Consider the following 14,017-nt stretch of genomic DNA (forward strand, 5'->3'; position numbering starts at 1 on the left):
GGTCACCGCGCCGGGACGGACGCGGGGGAGAGCTTTCCGTCGACCACGGCCGCGGCCACCGCCAGCCCGGTGGTCGCGGCCGCGGCGAGCAGGAGCGCCCGGCCGCCCAGGCCGCTCGCCGCGCCCGCGAGGGCGGCTCCGGCCGCCGCCGAGGTCACCTTCAGGCCCGCGCTCGTCACGAACACCTGGGCCAGCGCGCCCGCCGGGGCGTACCTGCCGCGGGCGGACAGGGTGGCCGTGAACGACATCGCGTTCAGGAGGCCGAGCACCGCGAACCCGGCGACCGCCACCGCGTAGGCCGGGGCGAACGCCGACACCGCCGTGGCCGCCGCCATGGCCGCGAACAGCCAGGCCGCCAGCACCTCGGGCTCGCCGCGCAACGGCCACGCCGTCACCAGGGCCGAGCCCAGGAGACTGCCCGCGCCGTACGCGACGGTCAGCGTCGCGCCCGCCGCGGCCGTGCCGTGCAGTTCCGTGCCGAAGCGCACCGCCACCACCGGGAGCGCCCCCAGTTCGAGCGCGGCCAGCAACGTCATCACCGTCACCCGCCGCAGCGGTCCCCGCCGCACCAGCACGGCCAGCCCGGCACGCAGGCCCGCGGCGTCCTCCGGGCGGGCGTGGCCCGCGAGCGGCAGCGTCACGACCAGCGCTCCCGCCGCCCCCGCCGCGACGGCCAGCGTGAGCACCGCCTCGAGCGGGCCGGCCAGCGCGGTGAGCGTCGCCGCGGCCGCCGGGCCGGCCGTGCCGCCGACGCCGTAGGTCAGCGCGTCCCAGCCGCGGCCGCGGCGGCCCGGGCCGAGGTCGTCCAGCACGCTGCTCAACCCGCCGGTCAGCAGCGGGCCGCAGGCACCGGCGACCGCCACCGCGGCGAGGGCGACGGCCGCGGGCAGCCTGCCGACGGCGAACGCGCCCGCGGCCAGCGCGATCCCGTACCCGAGGTACGCGAGCGCCAGCAGCCGGCGCCGGTCGCGGGCGCGGTCGAGGCGGACGGCCAGCCACGGCCCGGCCAGGTGCGGGGCGGTCAGCGCGGCGACCAGCAGCCCGCCGGTGGCCGCGGGCTGGTGCCGGTCCGCGGCGAGCAGCAGGAGCCCGACCGAGGCGCCGCTGTCGGCGCCGCGGACCAGCACCGCGGCCGTCAGGTACCGCAGCAATCCGGACATCCGCCCCCCTCGTCACCCCACTGTCTGGTGACGCCACCTTGGCAGGTGACCGCGTCACCGGTCAATATGGTGACGTGTTCACCTTCCTCAGCGGCCGCCCCTGCCTGGACCTGACGACCACGCTGCAGGTGCGCCACCGCGAGCAGCCCCGCGAGCTGCTGACCGCGCCCGCCGACGTCACCCGCTGGCTGGCGGAGGCGGGGTTCGGCGACGGCATCGCCGTCGACGACGCCGGGCTCCGCCGGACCGTCTCGCTCCGGGAAACCGTCCATCGGTTGTGCAGCCGGGCCGGGCGCGACGGCGACCGTCCGGCGCTGAACGCCTTCGCCGAGCCGCCGCCGCTGGTGCCGTACTGGACGGGCACGGCGGTCGAGTACCGCGGCGACCTCGGCCAAGCCCTCTCGACGCTCGCCCGCGACGCCGTCGACCTGCTGGCCGGCCCGCACGCCGCCCGGATCCGCGAGTGCGCGCACCCGGACTGCAGCCGCCTGTTCCTGGACGCTTCGCACGCCGGCCGGCGCCGCTGGTGCGACATGACCGCGTGCGGCACCAAGGTCAAGTCCGCGGGGTACCGGCAGCGCCGTCGGGTGTCCGACGTTCCGGATGCGCCTCGACTGGGTAGCCCCTAGGCGTGAGCTGAGCAGGGTGATGCCTGCTGCGACGAGTGAGAGGTGATCACATGAGCCAGGGCGACGCCCCGGTCGGGCGATCGGTGAAGACGGCGGCGGCCGGCGTACGGGATCTCGCCGCGGAGGCCGCGCGAGTGGGGGCGGCCGCGGCCGCGCGGGCGGTCGAAATCACCGATCGGAAGCTGGCCGAAGGCAAGGACGAACTCACGAAGGTCGGCCGGGCGGCGACCAAGGACCTCGACAAGAGCACGCGGTCGTCCCGCCGCGACGTGCTGACGCACTCCGGCGCGGCCCGCGACGAGGTCCTGGCCCGGGCGACGAAGCTGCGCGACCCGGGCCGCAAGGCGGCCCAGGCGGTGGCGACGGTGGTGAGCTCGGCGGGCGAGTCCGGCCGGAAGCGCCGGAAGGCCGTGGCCACGGCGAAGCGTGACCTCGCGGTGGCGCTCCAGGAGGCCAAGAGCGTGGCTCGCGGGGAGCGCACGAAGCGTTCCCGCTGGCCGTGGCTGGTGGCGATGGGTGCGGTGGCGGCCGCGATCGTGGCGGTCGTCCAGATCCGGCGGCCGAACCCGCTGGCGGAGGCGGAGAAGAGCGCCTCGGCGAATGCGACCGACAAGCCGGCGACGACGGACAAGGCGACAACGGACAAGGCGGCGACGGACAAGCCGGCTCCGGCGGCACCCAAGCCGACGCCCGCCTCGACCCCGGCCCCGGCTTCGGCGCAGGCTCCCGCCTCGTCCGCGCAGCCGACGGCCAAGCCGACCCCGGCGGCGGCGCCCAAGCCGGCTGCGGCTCCGGCGTCGGCGGAGAAGCCCGCGCAGCAGGCGGCCAAGGCCGCCGACGGCGCGAACGGCCGCGCGCCCGCGGGCCGCGGCCAGAACAAGGCCCACTAAGCGGGGCTGATGGTGCCCGCGCCCGAGGTGATCACGGGCGCGGGCACCGTCATGCCCGCAGCAGCCGAGGGACAAAGGTCGCTGCGCCGGCGGCCCGGTCCGGAGCAACGCATCCCGCAGGCCCGGTTTGATCTCCCGGCGCGCCCGTGGTCCGTTGGCCGCGCCATCCCGCGTGATCGGGGCCGGATCTCGTGTGGCCAGGGCGGATCCCGCGTGGCCGCTGCGAGGGCCGTGCGCCGAACGCAGTGAATGACTCATTCCTGACGTCCGACGCCAGGAATGAGTCATTCACTGCATCAGCGGCGCGCCGTTCAAGCTCGCCCCGCCGCGCGGTACGTCCCGCTGGAGGGAAATCTGGCGTGCTTGATGCAGATCTCGTGTGGCTCGGGGCCGATCTCGCGTGATGGGAGGCGGGCCTCGCGTGATTGGCGGCGGATCTCGCGTGATTGGAGGGGCATCTTGCGTGATTGGCGGGGCCACACCATGTCCGGCAGGCTGCCCGCCCGGCTGAAAGCGCTTAAAATCGCCGGAACCGAGTGGGGGAGGCATCGTGGGGTGGGGGTTTGCGGTGAGCACGCTGGGCATGCCCGGCATCCCCGTCCGCGAGGCCGCCCGCACCGCGCGCGCCCACGGCTGCGCCGGTCTCGAACTGCGCGTGCACCCCGACGAAGAAGTCCACTTGGGACTCTCCGGCCCCGCCACCGACGCCGTCCGCTCGCTCCTGGACAGCGAAAACCTCACCATCTCCTGCCTCGCCGGGTACGCGAAGGTCGCCGCTCCCGGGGCGGACCGGCCCGTCGTCGACGAGCTCAAGGCCCTGATCGCCCTCGCTGAGCGCCTCGGCGCGGCGCAGATCCGCGTCTTCCCCGGCGGCGACGGGGACGCCCGCCCCCGGATCGCCGCCGTCCTCGACGAGCTCCGGGACGCCGGGGTGCGGCTGCTCGTCGAGACCCATGACTCGCACCCCACCGGGGCCGCCGCCCGGAGCCTGGTCGACGGGTTCGGCGAACCGGACCTGGCCGCCGTCCTGTGGGACGCCGTGCACCCGTGGCGCGCCGGCGAAAACCCGGCCGTCACCCAGGAAGTACTGGGCCCGTACCTCGGCTACTTCCAGGTGAAGGACGTGCGGAGCCGCGAAACCCCCAACCCGGTACCGCCGGGGGAGGGTGCCGTGCCGCTCGACGACTGCGGTGCGCTGCTGCGTTCGTGGTCCGGCTGGGTGTCACTCGAATGGGAGAAGGCCTGGTACCGCGACCTCGCGCCGGTCGACGTCCCCCTCCGCGCCGCCGCGGCGTGGTTCGACCGGTACGTCACGCCGTCCGGATGATCGTCCGGCCCCGCGTGCCGAACGCCGCCGGCGCTTCCGCCAGCGGGCGTACCGTGTCGATCCGCGGGCGGAGGCGGCCGTCGCGCACCCGCTGGGCCAGGTCCGCGAGGCGCGCCCGGTCCGGCTCCACGACGAAGAAGATCCCCGGCCCGCGGGGTGGCTCGGCGATCGTGACGAGCGTGCCGCCGTCGCGCACCAGCGCCGCGGACCGGTCGAGGACCTCGCCGCCGAGGACGTCGAGCACGAGGTCCACCTCGCCGATGTCCGGCGACAGCGGGTCGAAGTAGGCTTCCGCGCCGAGGGCCAGCACGGTGTCCCGGTCGGCGGGCCGGCCGGTGCCGAGCACGCGCGCGCCCGCCTCCCGCGCCAGCTGCACCGCGAGCGAGCCGACGCTGCCGGCGGCCCCGTGGACGAGCACGGTCCGGCCCGCGGTGAGCCGGCCGTGGTCGAACAGCGCCTGCCACGCCGTCAGCCCGGAGATCGGCAGGGCCGCGGCCGTGACGTGGTCGACGTCGGCCGGCAGCGGCGCGAGGTTGCGCGCTTCCACGGCGGTGTACTCGGCGAGGGAGCCGTTGCGGGCCCAGTCGGCCATGCCGAAGACCCGCTGGCCGACGGTCAGCCCGGTGGTCCCGTAGCCGAGTTCCGCGACGACGCCCGACAGCTCGTGGCCCGGGACGCTCGGCGTCCGGTCGCGGCCCGCGCGGTCGGTCCAGGTGGCCGGCCAGGTCAGCTCGCCGGGGGTGAACCCGGCCGCGTGCACCCGCACGATGACGTCGTTCTCGGCGGCGTGGGGGTAGGGCAGTTCGGTGAGGGCCGGCGCGGTGTCCCGGTCGGCGACGGTGACGGCTTGCACGATCAGTTCCTTTCGAGCGGGTTGCGGGCCATGCGGGTGGCGAGGTCGTTGCGCATCGCGGCCGCGGCGGAGCTTTCCGGCTTGCGGGCCGCCTGGTCGCCGAAGCAGCGGAGGAACTCCGTCACCAGGTCCAGCCGGGGGTGCCGCTCGAGCACTTGCGCGCGCAGGTCCTCCGGCAGGTCGGCGACGCCGCGCCCGGCGATGTCGGCCGCCGCCGCCCGTGACAGCAGGAAACCCTCGGGGTCCTCGGCGGGGTCGACCTCCGCCTGCATGTGCCGGACGATCACCTCCGCCAGCCGCGCGCGCCGCTCGGGCGGCCAGCCGGCACCGGCGGCGAACACCCAGGCCACGTTCCCGCCTGCCACCTCGAACGGCTGGGTGTGGCTGTCGAACTCCGCCGTGAGCCCGACGTCGTGGAGCATCGCCGCGACGAACAGCAGCTCGGCGTCGAACTCGACGTGGTGGACGTCGGCGAGCGCGACGGCCCAGGCGTACACCCGCATCGAATGGTTGAGCAGGGACGGCGACGAGTAGGCCGTCGCGACCTCGATGGCGAGCCCGCACACGGGGCTGCCGGGCAGGGTGGGTTCCATGCGCCCAGCCTACGCCTTGCATTACGAGCATGTCATGTAACGTAACTTACCCCGTCTCCCGGCAGAACAGAGCCGGGCCGCGGAGGACCCGCGGCCCGGCTCGGCCGGAAGAACTCAGCGTCCGGAGAAGTTCACGTCACTGCAGAAGTAGTACGACTGGTCGAGGTGGCTCGCCTGCCAGATCGTGTAGACGACGTGCCGCCCGGTCCGGGTCCCCGCGTTCACCGCGACCTGGTACTGGCCGGCGGGGGCGAGCTTGCCCGTCTGGGCGACCAGTTCGAGGTTGCCCCAGCCGAGCGGCTGGGTCGCGGGGTCGAAGCCCTGTTTCGTGATGTACACCAGCAGGTAGTCGGCGCCGTGCCGGGCCTGGTCGGTGATGGTGAGGGTGAACCGGTTGTCCTTGTTCGCCATCTGCCACGCGCCGACCGTGTCGAGGGCGTTGTACCGGGGTGCCTGCGTGCGGCCGCCGCTGCACAGCGTCCCGTCGGGGATCGCGCCCTGGTGGTTGCCCTTGACGCCTTCGCGGTAGAGCCCGTTCCAGTTCCACATCGCGTTCGGGTCGGCCTGCCAGGCCTGCCAGCACATCGGGTCCTTCGTCGCCATCGTGGGGTTCTGGAAGTCGCTGCCCCAGCGGTTCCAGCAGCCGTAGTTGCGCGACGGCGGGTCGGTGGCGGACCCGTGCGCGTCGGCGACGCCGGTGAGCACACCGCCCAGCAGCACGGCGGCCACGGCCGTGACCACCAGGGAGAGCAAGGTTTTGCGTCGGGGAACCACGCTGTCCTCCTTCGTCGGGGCCGGATTCGGGAGCGCTCCCAAGCTCGTGCCGGACGACCATACGTGTCCGCGCCCGCGCCCGGCCACCGCTCGATCTCCGGAAACCGCGGTGAGACAGCGCTTTCCGGCACGCAGCCGAACTGAACGGTCACTGAACGGCGGAAGGCGGCGCACCCCGGGCCGCCCGATCGGGCCCGGGCCGGGGAACGCCGGGTGCCCGCGGAACCCGGCGGCTGCTCCACGCGGGTGTATCCGGAAAAATTGTCACGGGGGGACGGGCGAAGTGCCGCGGATCCCGTCGCCGGCCACAACGCGGCAAGGCCGATCGGGTGATCCGCCGGTGCCGGGCGGAGAACGCGGTAATCGCGCCTAAAGTCGTGCACCACGAACGCTTCCGAGGATTTCCCCGAACCGAAGTGAAACGTGGTGGTGATCATGAATCCGCCGATCACACGGCGGGCGGTGCTCGGCGCCGCCGCGGTGATCCCGCTCCTGCTGGCCTGGGATCCCGCCCGGGCCGCGGACCTCCCGCTGCCCCCGGTCGACGACGCCCTCAACGGGCTCGCGGCCTTCCTCGTGCCGGGCCGCGACGCGTTCTCGGTCCGGCAGGGCCGGACGTCGAGCACGGACGGCGGCGTGGCGGCCGGTGCCGGTCCGGCCCTGCGATACGTCTACGACCAGGCGATTCCCTACCCGATCGTCGGGCGGCCCTTCGACCTCAACCTGCCCGGCGCCGCCGCGGTCGCGGCCATCCTCAACCTCGTGGCGATCGAGGTGGACCCGGCGGCCGCGCTCGGCCCGTTCGCGGCGTCGTTCGCCAACCTGTCCTTCGCGGGCAAGGTGGAAGTGTTCCGCCGGCTCGAGGAACCGGGGTTGGCCGACGGCACGCCGGTGCGGTTCATCCTCGACACGCTGCCCACGCTCGCCGCATTCGTCTCCTATTCCGAAGCGGGCGTGTTCGACCGCGCGGCGAATCGGCTGACCGCGATTCCGGTGGGCTGGCGGATCAGCGCGTACCAGGGGGTCGGTGACGGGTGGAACGAATTCCGGGGTTATTACCGCGGAATCGACCGGGCGACGGACTAGGGAGGCGCCGGACATGCGCGACATCGTGGTCGTCGGGGCCGGCGGCGGAGGCCCCGTCGTGGCCAAGGAACTCGCCGCGCGCGGGCTGGACGTGCTCGTGCTCGAGGCCGGGGCCCGGCACCTGCGCCCCGAACAGGAGTGGACGCGGCTGGAGGACGACACGAACGACCCGATCACCGGGCGGTTCCGGGTCGGGCCGTCGCGGCGCGCGGAAGCGCCGTGGCTGCGGGACTTCCCGCAGAACTCGTTCGTCTGGCAGATCGCCGGCGTCGGCGGGACGACGCTGCACTACTTCGGCAACAACCCGCGTCCGGCCCCGGGCGTGTTCGCCGGCTACGAGGGCGCCGACCGGGCCGAGTACGACACCGCGCACGTCTTCCCCTTCCCCTACGCCGAACTCCGGCCGTACTACGAGTGGTGCGAGGAGACGCTGCCGGTGCGCACCGCGCCGATGGGCACCAAGGAAGCCGTCTTCTTCCGCGGCGCCGAGCGCATGGGCCTGGTCCACCAGACGTGGAAGGACCTGCGGGGCCCGTCCTACCGCGCGCAGGAGAACGCCATCCTGCAGCCGCACGGCACGGCGGGCCGCACCGACGACCCGGCCCGCCTGCTCTTCCCGGAAGCGCAGGGCTGCACCTTCTGCGGGCACTGCTTCCAGGGCTGCCTCGAACCGCGCCGCGCGCCGCGCAACCTCAAGGCCAAGCGCTCGACCGACAACTCCTACGTGCCGATGATGCTGACGGCCGACGCGTGGTCGCCGGGCGGGCGGGCGGCGGAACTGGTCACCGACGCCTACGTCGTGCGGGTGCTGACCGAGCAGTCCGGCTCCCGGACGGTGGCCCGCGGGGTCGTCTTCCGCACGCCCGACGGCGCCCTGCACACGGTGGAGGCCCGCGTGGTCGTGCTCGCGGGCGGCTGCGTCGAAAACCCGCGCCTGTGGCTCAACAGCGGCCTGCCGAACCCGAACGACTGGGTGGGACGCGGGCTGACCGAGCACCACCTCGACTGGGTCGTGGGCGTCTTCGACGAATACACCGGCGAAGCCAAGGGGGCGGGCTCCAACTGCCGGATGGACTTCCCCGGCTACGGCGGTGTCGAGAACGTCTGCCTGCCGCCGGCGTTGCAGGCCTTCGCCTTCGCCTACAGCGACGCCGGGATGTCCGGCCACTACGACAACGGCGCGGGCGTCGGCCCCCAGGGCGCCGACACGCTCGGACGGCTGGTGGGCAACGACCTCAAGGCGGCGCTGGGCGACGTCAACAAGCTGCTCACCGCGCTGGTGGTCACCGACGACGACGTCCAGCCCGAGAACCGGGTGACCCGTTCGCCGGTCATCCCGCCGGATCCGCACGGCCCGGTGCCGCGCGTGGAGGTCCGCCACCGCGCCCGCACCGCGCGGACCCGCCGCAACCGCGAGTACCTCGCCGCGCGCTCGGCCGAGCTGATGCGCCTCGCGGGGGCGCGGCGGGTGCACCGGCTCGACTGGGCGCCGCTGCTGCTCCACGTGCAGTCCAGCATGCGGATGGGCCTCGACCCGGCGGACTCGGTGCTGGACGGCACGGCCGCGGCCCGCTGGGTCGACCGGCTGTACATCGCCGACAACTCGGCCCTGCCCAACGCGGTCGGCGGCGCGAACCCGACGCTGACCACCCAGGCACTGGCGACCCGCACGGCCGAGAACATCTTCCGCAGCCACTTCGGCGGCGACCCGTGGGTGGGCACGGAGGCGCCGACCTCGTCCGTCGACGACCGTGTCACGCAAGCGGTTCTGGCCCGCGGACTTTAGGTCCTTTGAGGACTTGAAGCGATCTCGGGGCGGTGCTATAGAAATAAGGGAGAGCAGGACATGACCTGGTGACATCGCGAGACGATCCGGGGAGTGAACGACGATGCCGGACAGGATCACCCGCGCGGCCGACGGGTTCGCCGAGCTGGTGCTGGCCGACCCCGCCTGGGTCCGGGCGGAGTTCGAAGCCATCGTGGCCGCCAACTTCGGCCCGCCGCCACCGCCGGTGCCCGCCGCCCGCCGCCGTCGCGGGAGGCCGCGGCCGCCCGCAGCGGTCGGTGTGCCGCGGCGACGCCCGGGCGCCCGCCTGCTCGCCGCCAAGTGCCCGCGGCGGGAGCGAGCTCCTCCGCGCCCGAGGACGGCGAAGCGAACGAACACCGACGAGAGGGGAGTGATGCCGTGACGGCACCCGGACTTCCCACGGCGCCGGCGTGCGCCGCCTGCCCCGACAGCGGCCGGTAGCGCCTCTTCAGGCCCGGCCACCGCGCCTCCAGGCGCATCCCGCGGCAGCGACGCCGGCGTGCCGGGAGCCGTCGAGTTCGCAGGGTACGGACAACGGTTTCGACACGCGTGTTCCTCCGCAGGTCCCGGTGCCGCCTGCCGGCACCGGGACCGGGCGGGACGCCGACACCGATCAGCGCCGCGAAGCGCCCGTCCTCGGCGACGGCGAACCGTGGCCGTGAGCGGGCCTCACAACGAAAGGAATTCGCCCCGCTGCAGCAGCTGCACCCGTGTCGGCGGGCGGCGCCGCCCGACCTCCTCCAGGAAGTTCGACACCGGCGAGTGGAACAGGCCGTAGTCGTCGAAGTGCACCGGGATCGCCCGCCGGGGCTCCAGGAGGTTCAGCAGATCGACCCCGCCGCGGTGGTCGAGGGTGACGAGCACGCCGAACGCGCGGGTGCCGCCCAGGTGCACGACCGCGAGGTCGAGTTCGGGGAAGTGGTCGCGGATGGTGCGGAGTTCGTCGTGCAGCACGGTGTCGCCGCTGACGTAGATCCGCAGCGGCCCGGCCTCGGGCGTCGCCCGGTACTCCAGGACACTCCCCATCACCGGCGGGAGCAGCCGCTGCATCGGGCCGGGCGCGTGGCGCGCGGGCACGGACGTCACCGTCAGCCGCGCGTCACCGTCGGCGAAGGTCTCCGTCGTCCACGTCGGCAGCGGCAGCGGCGCGTGGAAACCCCGCCGCAGCAGGCGGGTGGCCGCGTGCTCGGTGGTGAGGATCGGGGTGTCACGGGGGAGTTCCCGCGAGGCGATCCGGTCGAAGTGGTCGCCGTGCAGGTGGGACAGGATCACCGCGGTCAGCGGCGGCAGGTCCGCCGGCTGCAGCGCGGGTTCGGTGCGCCGCCGGGAAAACAGGCCCTGGCCGAAGTACGACCACTGGCCGCGGTGCAGGAAGTTCGGGTCGGTCAGCAGCGTGAACGGGCCCAGCCGGAGCACCGTGGTCGCCGTCCCGACGAACATCAGCGAATCGCCGGCGGGCGGATCGAACGAGGGCATCGGTGTCCTTCCGGGCTCGGGGGGCGCGGCCGGCGGGCCGCGCCCCCTGGAGGCTCAGCTCTGGGACCGCACGTTCTCCCGGGCTTCCTGGGCGCGATCGGTGACGTCACCGGTCGCCGACTGCGCTTCTTCCTTGACCGTCGAGGCCGCGTCGGCGGCTTCGGACTTCACCGACTCCGCCGCCTGCTGCACGGGTTCGCGCAGGTTCTCCTTCAGCTCCTCGGCCGCGTGCTGGGCCACCGGGGCCACGTGCTCGCGGGCGAGGTCGGTGGCCTGTCCGGCGAGCCGGCGCTCCGGCTCGCTCGCCGGCAGCAGCGACGACACGAGCCAGCCGGCGCCGAAGGCGATCAGGCCGGCGGCCAGCGGATTGCCCTGCGTGCCGCGCCGGATCGACTGCGGGGCTTCGCTGACGGCGTCGGCGGCGGAACTCACCTTGTCCCCGGCCGCCGAAGCGACCGAACCCACCTTGTCGCCCGCCGTCGACGCGTGGTCGGACGCGGTGCCCATGACGCGGTCGCGCGCGTTGCCCACCGCCGTGCGCATCCGGCCGATGCGGCGTTCGACGATCCGGCCCGGGGTCACCTTCTCGGTGAGGGCGTTCACGTCCGTGCTGAGATTGCGTTGCGTACCTTCGATTTCGCGGCGGATCCGCTCCGGTTCGGTCATGGTCGTTCGCCTTTCAGTGCGTCGGGGACCTGCTGCAGGGTCTCGACGGTGCGTTCGGGTTTCGGGTTGACGCGGCGGACTTCGCGCCGCCCGGTCGCGTAGAGCACGGCGGCGGCGATCGCCCACACGACCGCGACGATCAGTGCCGCCCAGCCCGCGTCCATGACGTTGGCCAAGCCCTGCCACAGGGCGATGGAGAGGAACAGCACGACCATGTAGCCGGCGAACCCGGCGCCGCCGAGCATGCCCGCGCCCTTCGCGGCCTTGCCCGCCTCGGCCTTCACCTCGGCCTTCGCCAGCTCCACCTCCTGCCGGACGAGGGTGGAGAGATCCTTCATGACGTTGGACAGCAGCTCGCCGACCGAAGCGTCGGCGACGTCGACGGGTTCACCGGCGCGCGGCGCGGGCCCGGGTGCCTGCGTCATCACGGCACCTGCCCCGGCGCGGAGAAGCGGGGGCTCGGCTGCGGCAGCGCGTCGGGCGGCTGGGGTGTGGTGTAGCCGCCGGGAGCCGCGCCGGGGTAGGTGGGTTGCGGCAGACCTTCGGGCGGTTGGGGTGCGTTGTAGCCGCCCGGAACCGTGCCGGGGTTGTTCGGTTGCGGGAGGCCTTCGGGCGGCTGAGGTGCGTTGTAGCCGCCGGGCGCCGCACCCGGGTGGCTCGGCTGCGGCAGGCCGCCCGCCGGTGCGGGGTAGCCGCCGGGGGCCGCATAGCCCGGCTGGGGGAGGCCCGGCTCGGCCGCCGGGTACCCGGCGCCACCCTGCTGCGGCACCGCCGGGGCCGAGGCCCGGCCGTCCGGGGCGCTCTCCTCCTTGTGCTGCGCGACGACGCCCCGGGTGAGCCGCCCGACGAGGGCCCCGGCGACGGCCGCGCCGACCAGGAACGTGCCGGGACGACGGCGGGCGAAGCGCCGCACTTCGTCCAGCAGGTCACCGGGTTCGCGGTGCTCGAGCCAGTCGGCGACCGACCGCGTCCGGTCCGAGACCTGGCGCGCGACGTCGCCGGCGAGACCGGGGGAGTCGGTCTGCTCGGCCATCCGCTCCAGTTGACCGGCCAGCTGGTGGAGGCTCTCGGCCGCCTTCCGCTGGCCGTCCTTGGCCTGCGACTGCAGCTGTTCCCGGCCTTCGCGGACCAGGTCGCGCGCCTCCCGCTGGGCGTGCGCGGCCACGTGTTTCGCTTGGTCGGCGGCCGTTTGCGCGACTTCGCCACCCCGGTCGGCGGCGGTGGACGCCACCTCCCGGGCTTCGTCCTTGGCGGTTTCCGCCGTCGACGGCGATCCGCTGCCCTGCTGCGGCGGCGGTGACTGACCGCCGGGTCCCTGCGTCATCTCGACCTCCTGGGGAAGAGGCACTTCCGCGCCCTCGTGGGTGCCGATGGCGACCATCGGCCTGGTAGTGCGGCTGGCTACCCGGGCGGCAGGGTGATAAACCGGGCGCCGGTGCTGCCGGTGAGCAGCAGCGACACCGCGTCGCGCAGGCTGTCCGGGCGGGTGATCTCCGGCGGCCAGCCGGGCCCGGCCAGGACGAGCCGCGGCACCGGGAGCCCAGCCGGGGGCGTCGCCGGGCGGCTGCTCCACAGCACGAGCGCGGCGGGCCGGACCCGGTCGATCGCGTGCCGGAGCGCGCTCTCCGGCACCGAAGCGCCCAGGAGCAGCGCCTCGCGGCCGTGTTCGGCCAGTGCCGCGCGCAGGGCTTCCAGCGGCAGGGTGTGCCGGTCACCGTCCACGCAGGCCAGCAGCACCGCGGGGCCGGCGCCGGCGGGCGCGGGAATCCGGTGCAGAGCGGCGGCGACGGCCCAGGACAGCCCGTGCACGAGGTCGACGCAGTGGTCGGCGTCCGGGCCGCAGAGGGCGGCCAGCGCCGGCCGGCACAGCTCGTCCCAGGTGCCGGCGACGCCGCGGTCGGCCAGGTGCGCGTCGAGGAGCGCGGCCGCGGTGTCGAGCTTCAGGTCCCGGACGGCGGCCAGCAGCGTGCCGACGTCGGTCGCGCTCGCCCGGAACGCCCGCGCGGCCGCGGCTTCCGCGGCGAGGCCCTGCTCGATCAGGTGCTTCATCCGCAGCAGCGCCTCGACGTCCGCCTGCCCGTAGCGGCGGTGGCTGCCGGTCTGCGGCGCGGACAGCGGGAGGTCGTAGCGCCGGTGCCACGCGCGCAGCGTGGACGCGGGCAGGCCCAGCATCCGCGCGACCGCCCCCGCAGTCCAGGTGACGGCGGGGGCGGTCGCGCGGCGGTCCACCGGCCCGGTCAGTTCCCCGGGCGGGCGACGTCACCGCGCCAGGCGCCGGTTTCGCGGCCCCCGCGTTCCTCGATGAACGTCTTGAACCGGCCGAGGTCGCCCTTGACGCGGCGGTCCAGGATGCCGAGCTTGTCGGCGACGTTCTCGACGAAGCCGTCCGGGTCGATGTCGAGCTGGACGGTGACCCGGGTCTGCCGGTCGTCGAGGCGGTGGAACGTCACGACACCCGCGTGCGTCGGGCCGGAGTCGGACTTCCAGGCGACCCGCTCGTCCGGGTGCTGCTCGGTGATCGTCGCGTCGAACTCGCGGGTCTGCCCGCCGACGCTGATCTTCCAGTGGGTGTGGGTGTCGTCGAGCTGCCGGATCTCGTCGACGCCCTCCATGAAGTGCGGGAAGGACTCGAACTGCGTCCACTGGTTGTAGGCGGTGGTGACGTCGGTCTCGACGTCGACGGATTCGGTGACGGTGCTCATCGCCTGCTGTCCTCTCCTCGGGGGTCGGTCTGCTCGTGGGATACCCGGCAAATC

16 protein-coding genes are annotated in these 14,017 nt (G+C 74.2%); 6 read left to right on the top strand and 10 right to left on the bottom strand.

What is annotated here, in order from left to right:
* Positions 1–2 precede the first annotated feature (2 nt).
* On the bottom strand, positions 3–1,160 hold the full coding sequence (locus tag ACFPLC_RS31160; RefSeq protein WP_378189990.1) for an MFS transporter: 1,158 nt from the start codon (positions 1,158–1,160) through the stop codon (positions 3–5).
* 74 nt (positions 1,161–1,234) lie between these two features.
* On the opposite strand from ACFPLC_RS31160, the gene ACFPLC_RS31165 reads away from it, so the two are divergent.
* The 3 genes from ACFPLC_RS31165 (at position 1,235) to ACFPLC_RS31175 (ending at position 4,006) form a co-directional block, all read left to right on the top strand.
* Positions 1,235–1,789, top strand: coding sequence for a CGNR zinc finger domain-containing protein (locus ACFPLC_RS31165; RefSeq protein WP_378189992.1), 555 nt, complete (start codon positions 1,235–1,237; stop codon positions 1,787–1,789).
* A 50-nt stretch (positions 1,790–1,839) separates the two neighbouring features.
* Positions 1,840–2,679, top strand: a complete 840-nt coding sequence (locus ACFPLC_RS31170; protein WP_378235979.1) for a hypothetical protein — start codon at positions 1,840–1,842, stop codon at positions 2,677–2,679.
* 568 nt (positions 2,680–3,247) lie between these two features.
* Positions 3,248–4,006, top strand: a complete 759-nt coding sequence (locus tag ACFPLC_RS31175) for a sugar phosphate isomerase/epimerase family protein (protein ID WP_378235980.1) — start codon at positions 3,248–3,250, stop codon at positions 4,004–4,006.
* On the opposite strand, the gene ACFPLC_RS31180 is transcribed toward ACFPLC_RS31175, so the two are convergent.
* The 3 genes from ACFPLC_RS31180 to ACFPLC_RS31190 form a co-directional block, all read right to left on the bottom strand.
* On the bottom strand, positions 3,990–4,859 hold the full coding sequence (locus tag ACFPLC_RS31180) for an NADP-dependent oxidoreductase (RefSeq protein WP_378189998.1): 870 nt from the start codon (positions 4,857–4,859) through the stop codon (positions 3,990–3,992). The two genes, ACFPLC_RS31175 and ACFPLC_RS31180, sit on opposite strands and share 17 nt — an antisense overlap.
* A 2-nt stretch (positions 4,860–4,861) precedes the next feature.
* Positions 4,862–5,452 carry an HD domain-containing protein gene (locus ACFPLC_RS31185; protein WP_378190000.1) on the bottom strand — a complete coding sequence of 197 codons (591 nt, stop codon included), beginning with the start codon at positions 5,450–5,452 and terminating at the stop codon, positions 4,862–4,864.
* 114 nt (positions 5,453–5,566) lie between these two features.
* Positions 5,567–6,226 (bottom strand): lytic polysaccharide monooxygenase auxiliary activity family 9 protein, encoded by a 660-nt coding sequence (locus ACFPLC_RS31190; protein ID WP_378190002.1) that lies wholly within the window; start codon positions 6,224–6,226, stop codon positions 5,567–5,569.
* A 435-nt stretch (positions 6,227–6,661) separates the two neighbouring features.
* Here ACFPLC_RS31190 and ACFPLC_RS31195 point away from each other — a divergent pair, with 435 nt between their 5' ends.
* The 3 genes from ACFPLC_RS31195 (at position 6,662) to ACFPLC_RS31205 (ending at position 9,501) form a co-directional block, all read left to right on the top strand.
* Positions 6,662–7,312, top strand: coding sequence for a hypothetical protein (locus ACFPLC_RS31195; protein ID WP_378190004.1), 651 nt, complete (start codon positions 6,662–6,664; stop codon positions 7,310–7,312).
* A gap of 13 nt (positions 7,313–7,325) precedes the next feature.
* Positions 7,326–9,098 carry a GMC family oxidoreductase N-terminal domain-containing protein gene (locus ACFPLC_RS31200; RefSeq protein ID WP_378190007.1) on the top strand — a complete coding sequence of 591 codons (1,773 nt, stop codon included), beginning with the start codon at positions 7,326–7,328 and terminating at the stop codon, positions 9,096–9,098.
* 103 nt (positions 9,099–9,201) lie between these two features.
* A complete protein-coding gene (locus tag ACFPLC_RS31205; RefSeq protein ID WP_378190009.1) occupies positions 9,202–9,501 on the top strand; it encodes a hypothetical protein in 300 nt (99 codons plus the stop codon).
* Between the two features lie 287 nt (positions 9,502–9,788).
* Here the strand turns inward: ACFPLC_RS31205 and ACFPLC_RS31210 are convergent, their stop codons facing one another.
* From ACFPLC_RS31210 to ACFPLC_RS31235, 6 genes are read right to left on the bottom strand one after another with little or no spacing between them, the layout of a single operon-like run.
* Positions 9,789–10,595 (bottom strand): MBL fold metallo-hydrolase, encoded by an 807-nt coding sequence (locus tag ACFPLC_RS31210; RefSeq protein ID WP_191317199.1) that lies wholly within the window; start codon positions 10,593–10,595, stop codon positions 9,789–9,791.
* A 54-nt stretch (positions 10,596–10,649) separates the two neighbouring features.
* Positions 10,650–11,261, bottom strand: coding sequence for a DUF3618 domain-containing protein (locus ACFPLC_RS31215; protein ID WP_378190011.1), 612 nt, complete (start codon positions 11,259–11,261; stop codon positions 10,650–10,652).
* A complete protein-coding gene (locus ACFPLC_RS31220; protein ID WP_378190014.1) occupies positions 11,258–11,686 on the bottom strand; it encodes a phage holin family protein in 429 nt (142 codons plus the stop codon). The genes ACFPLC_RS31215 and ACFPLC_RS31220 overlap by 4 nt, the downstream gene beginning before the upstream one ends.
* A complete protein-coding gene (locus tag ACFPLC_RS31225) occupies positions 11,686–12,642 on the bottom strand; it encodes a hypothetical protein (RefSeq protein ID WP_378235981.1) in 957 nt (318 codons plus the stop codon). Before ACFPLC_RS31225 ends, ACFPLC_RS31220 begins: the two co-directional genes overlap by 1 nt.
* A 20-nt stretch (positions 12,643–12,662) precedes the next feature.
* Complete coding sequence (locus ACFPLC_RS31230) at positions 12,663–13,490, bottom strand: MerR family transcriptional regulator (RefSeq protein WP_378190019.1); 828 nt, start codon at positions 13,488–13,490, stop codon at positions 12,663–12,665.
* An 8-nt stretch (positions 13,491–13,498) separates the two neighbouring features.
* Positions 13,499–13,963 (bottom strand): SRPBCC family protein, encoded by a 465-nt coding sequence (locus ACFPLC_RS31235; protein ID WP_191316918.1) that lies wholly within the window; start codon positions 13,961–13,963, stop codon positions 13,499–13,501.
* Positions 13,964–14,017: the final 54 nt, after the last annotated feature.

This window comes from Amycolatopsis plumensis (assembly GCF_042652605.1).
Lineage (GTDB): Bacteria > Actinomycetota > Actinomycetes > Mycobacteriales > Pseudonocardiaceae > Amycolatopsis > Amycolatopsis plumensis.

What these genes read in the sequence shown, in the direction of transcription:
- ACFPLC_RS31160 (WP_378189990.1), bottom strand. Translation starts at nt 1,160, where the DNA reads ATGTCCGGATTGCTGCGGTACCTGACGGCCGCGGTGCTGGTCCGCGGC.
- ACFPLC_RS31170 (WP_378235979.1), top strand. Translation starts at nt 1,840, where the DNA reads ATGAGCCAGGGCGACGCCCCGGTCGGGCGATCGGTGAAGACGGCGGCG.
- ACFPLC_RS31185 (WP_378190000.1), bottom strand. Translation starts at nt 5,452, where the DNA reads ATGGAACCCACCCTGCCCGGCAGCCCCGTGTGCGGGCTCGCCATCGAG.
- ACFPLC_RS31195 (WP_378190004.1), top strand. Translation starts at nt 6,662, where the DNA reads ATGAATCCGCCGATCACACGGCGGGCGGTGCTCGGCGCCGCCGCGGTG.
- ACFPLC_RS31200 (WP_378190007.1), top strand. Translation starts at nt 7,326, where the DNA reads ATGCGCGACATCGTGGTCGTCGGGGCCGGCGGCGGAGGCCCCGTCGTG.
- ACFPLC_RS31205 (WP_378190009.1), top strand. Translation starts at nt 9,202, where the DNA reads ATGCCGGACAGGATCACCCGCGCGGCCGACGGGTTCGCCGAGCTGGTG.
- ACFPLC_RS31210 (WP_191317199.1), bottom strand. Translation starts at nt 10,595, where the DNA reads ATGCCCTCGTTCGATCCGCCCGCCGGCGATTCGCTGATGTTCGTCGGG.
- ACFPLC_RS31215 (WP_378190011.1), bottom strand. Translation starts at nt 11,261, where the DNA reads ATGACCGAACCGGAGCGGATCCGCCGCGAAATCGAAGGTACGCAACGC.
- ACFPLC_RS31220 (WP_378190014.1), bottom strand. Translation starts at nt 11,686, where the DNA reads ATGACGCAGGCACCCGGGCCCGCGCCGCGCGCCGGTGAACCCGTCGAC.
- ACFPLC_RS31225 (WP_378235981.1), bottom strand. Translation starts at nt 12,642, where the DNA reads ATGGTCGCCATCGGCACCCACGAGGGCGCGGAAGTGCCTCTTCCCCAG.
- ACFPLC_RS31235 (WP_191316918.1), bottom strand. Translation starts at nt 13,963, where the DNA reads ATGAGCACCGTCACCGAATCCGTCGACGTCGAGACCGACGTCACCACC.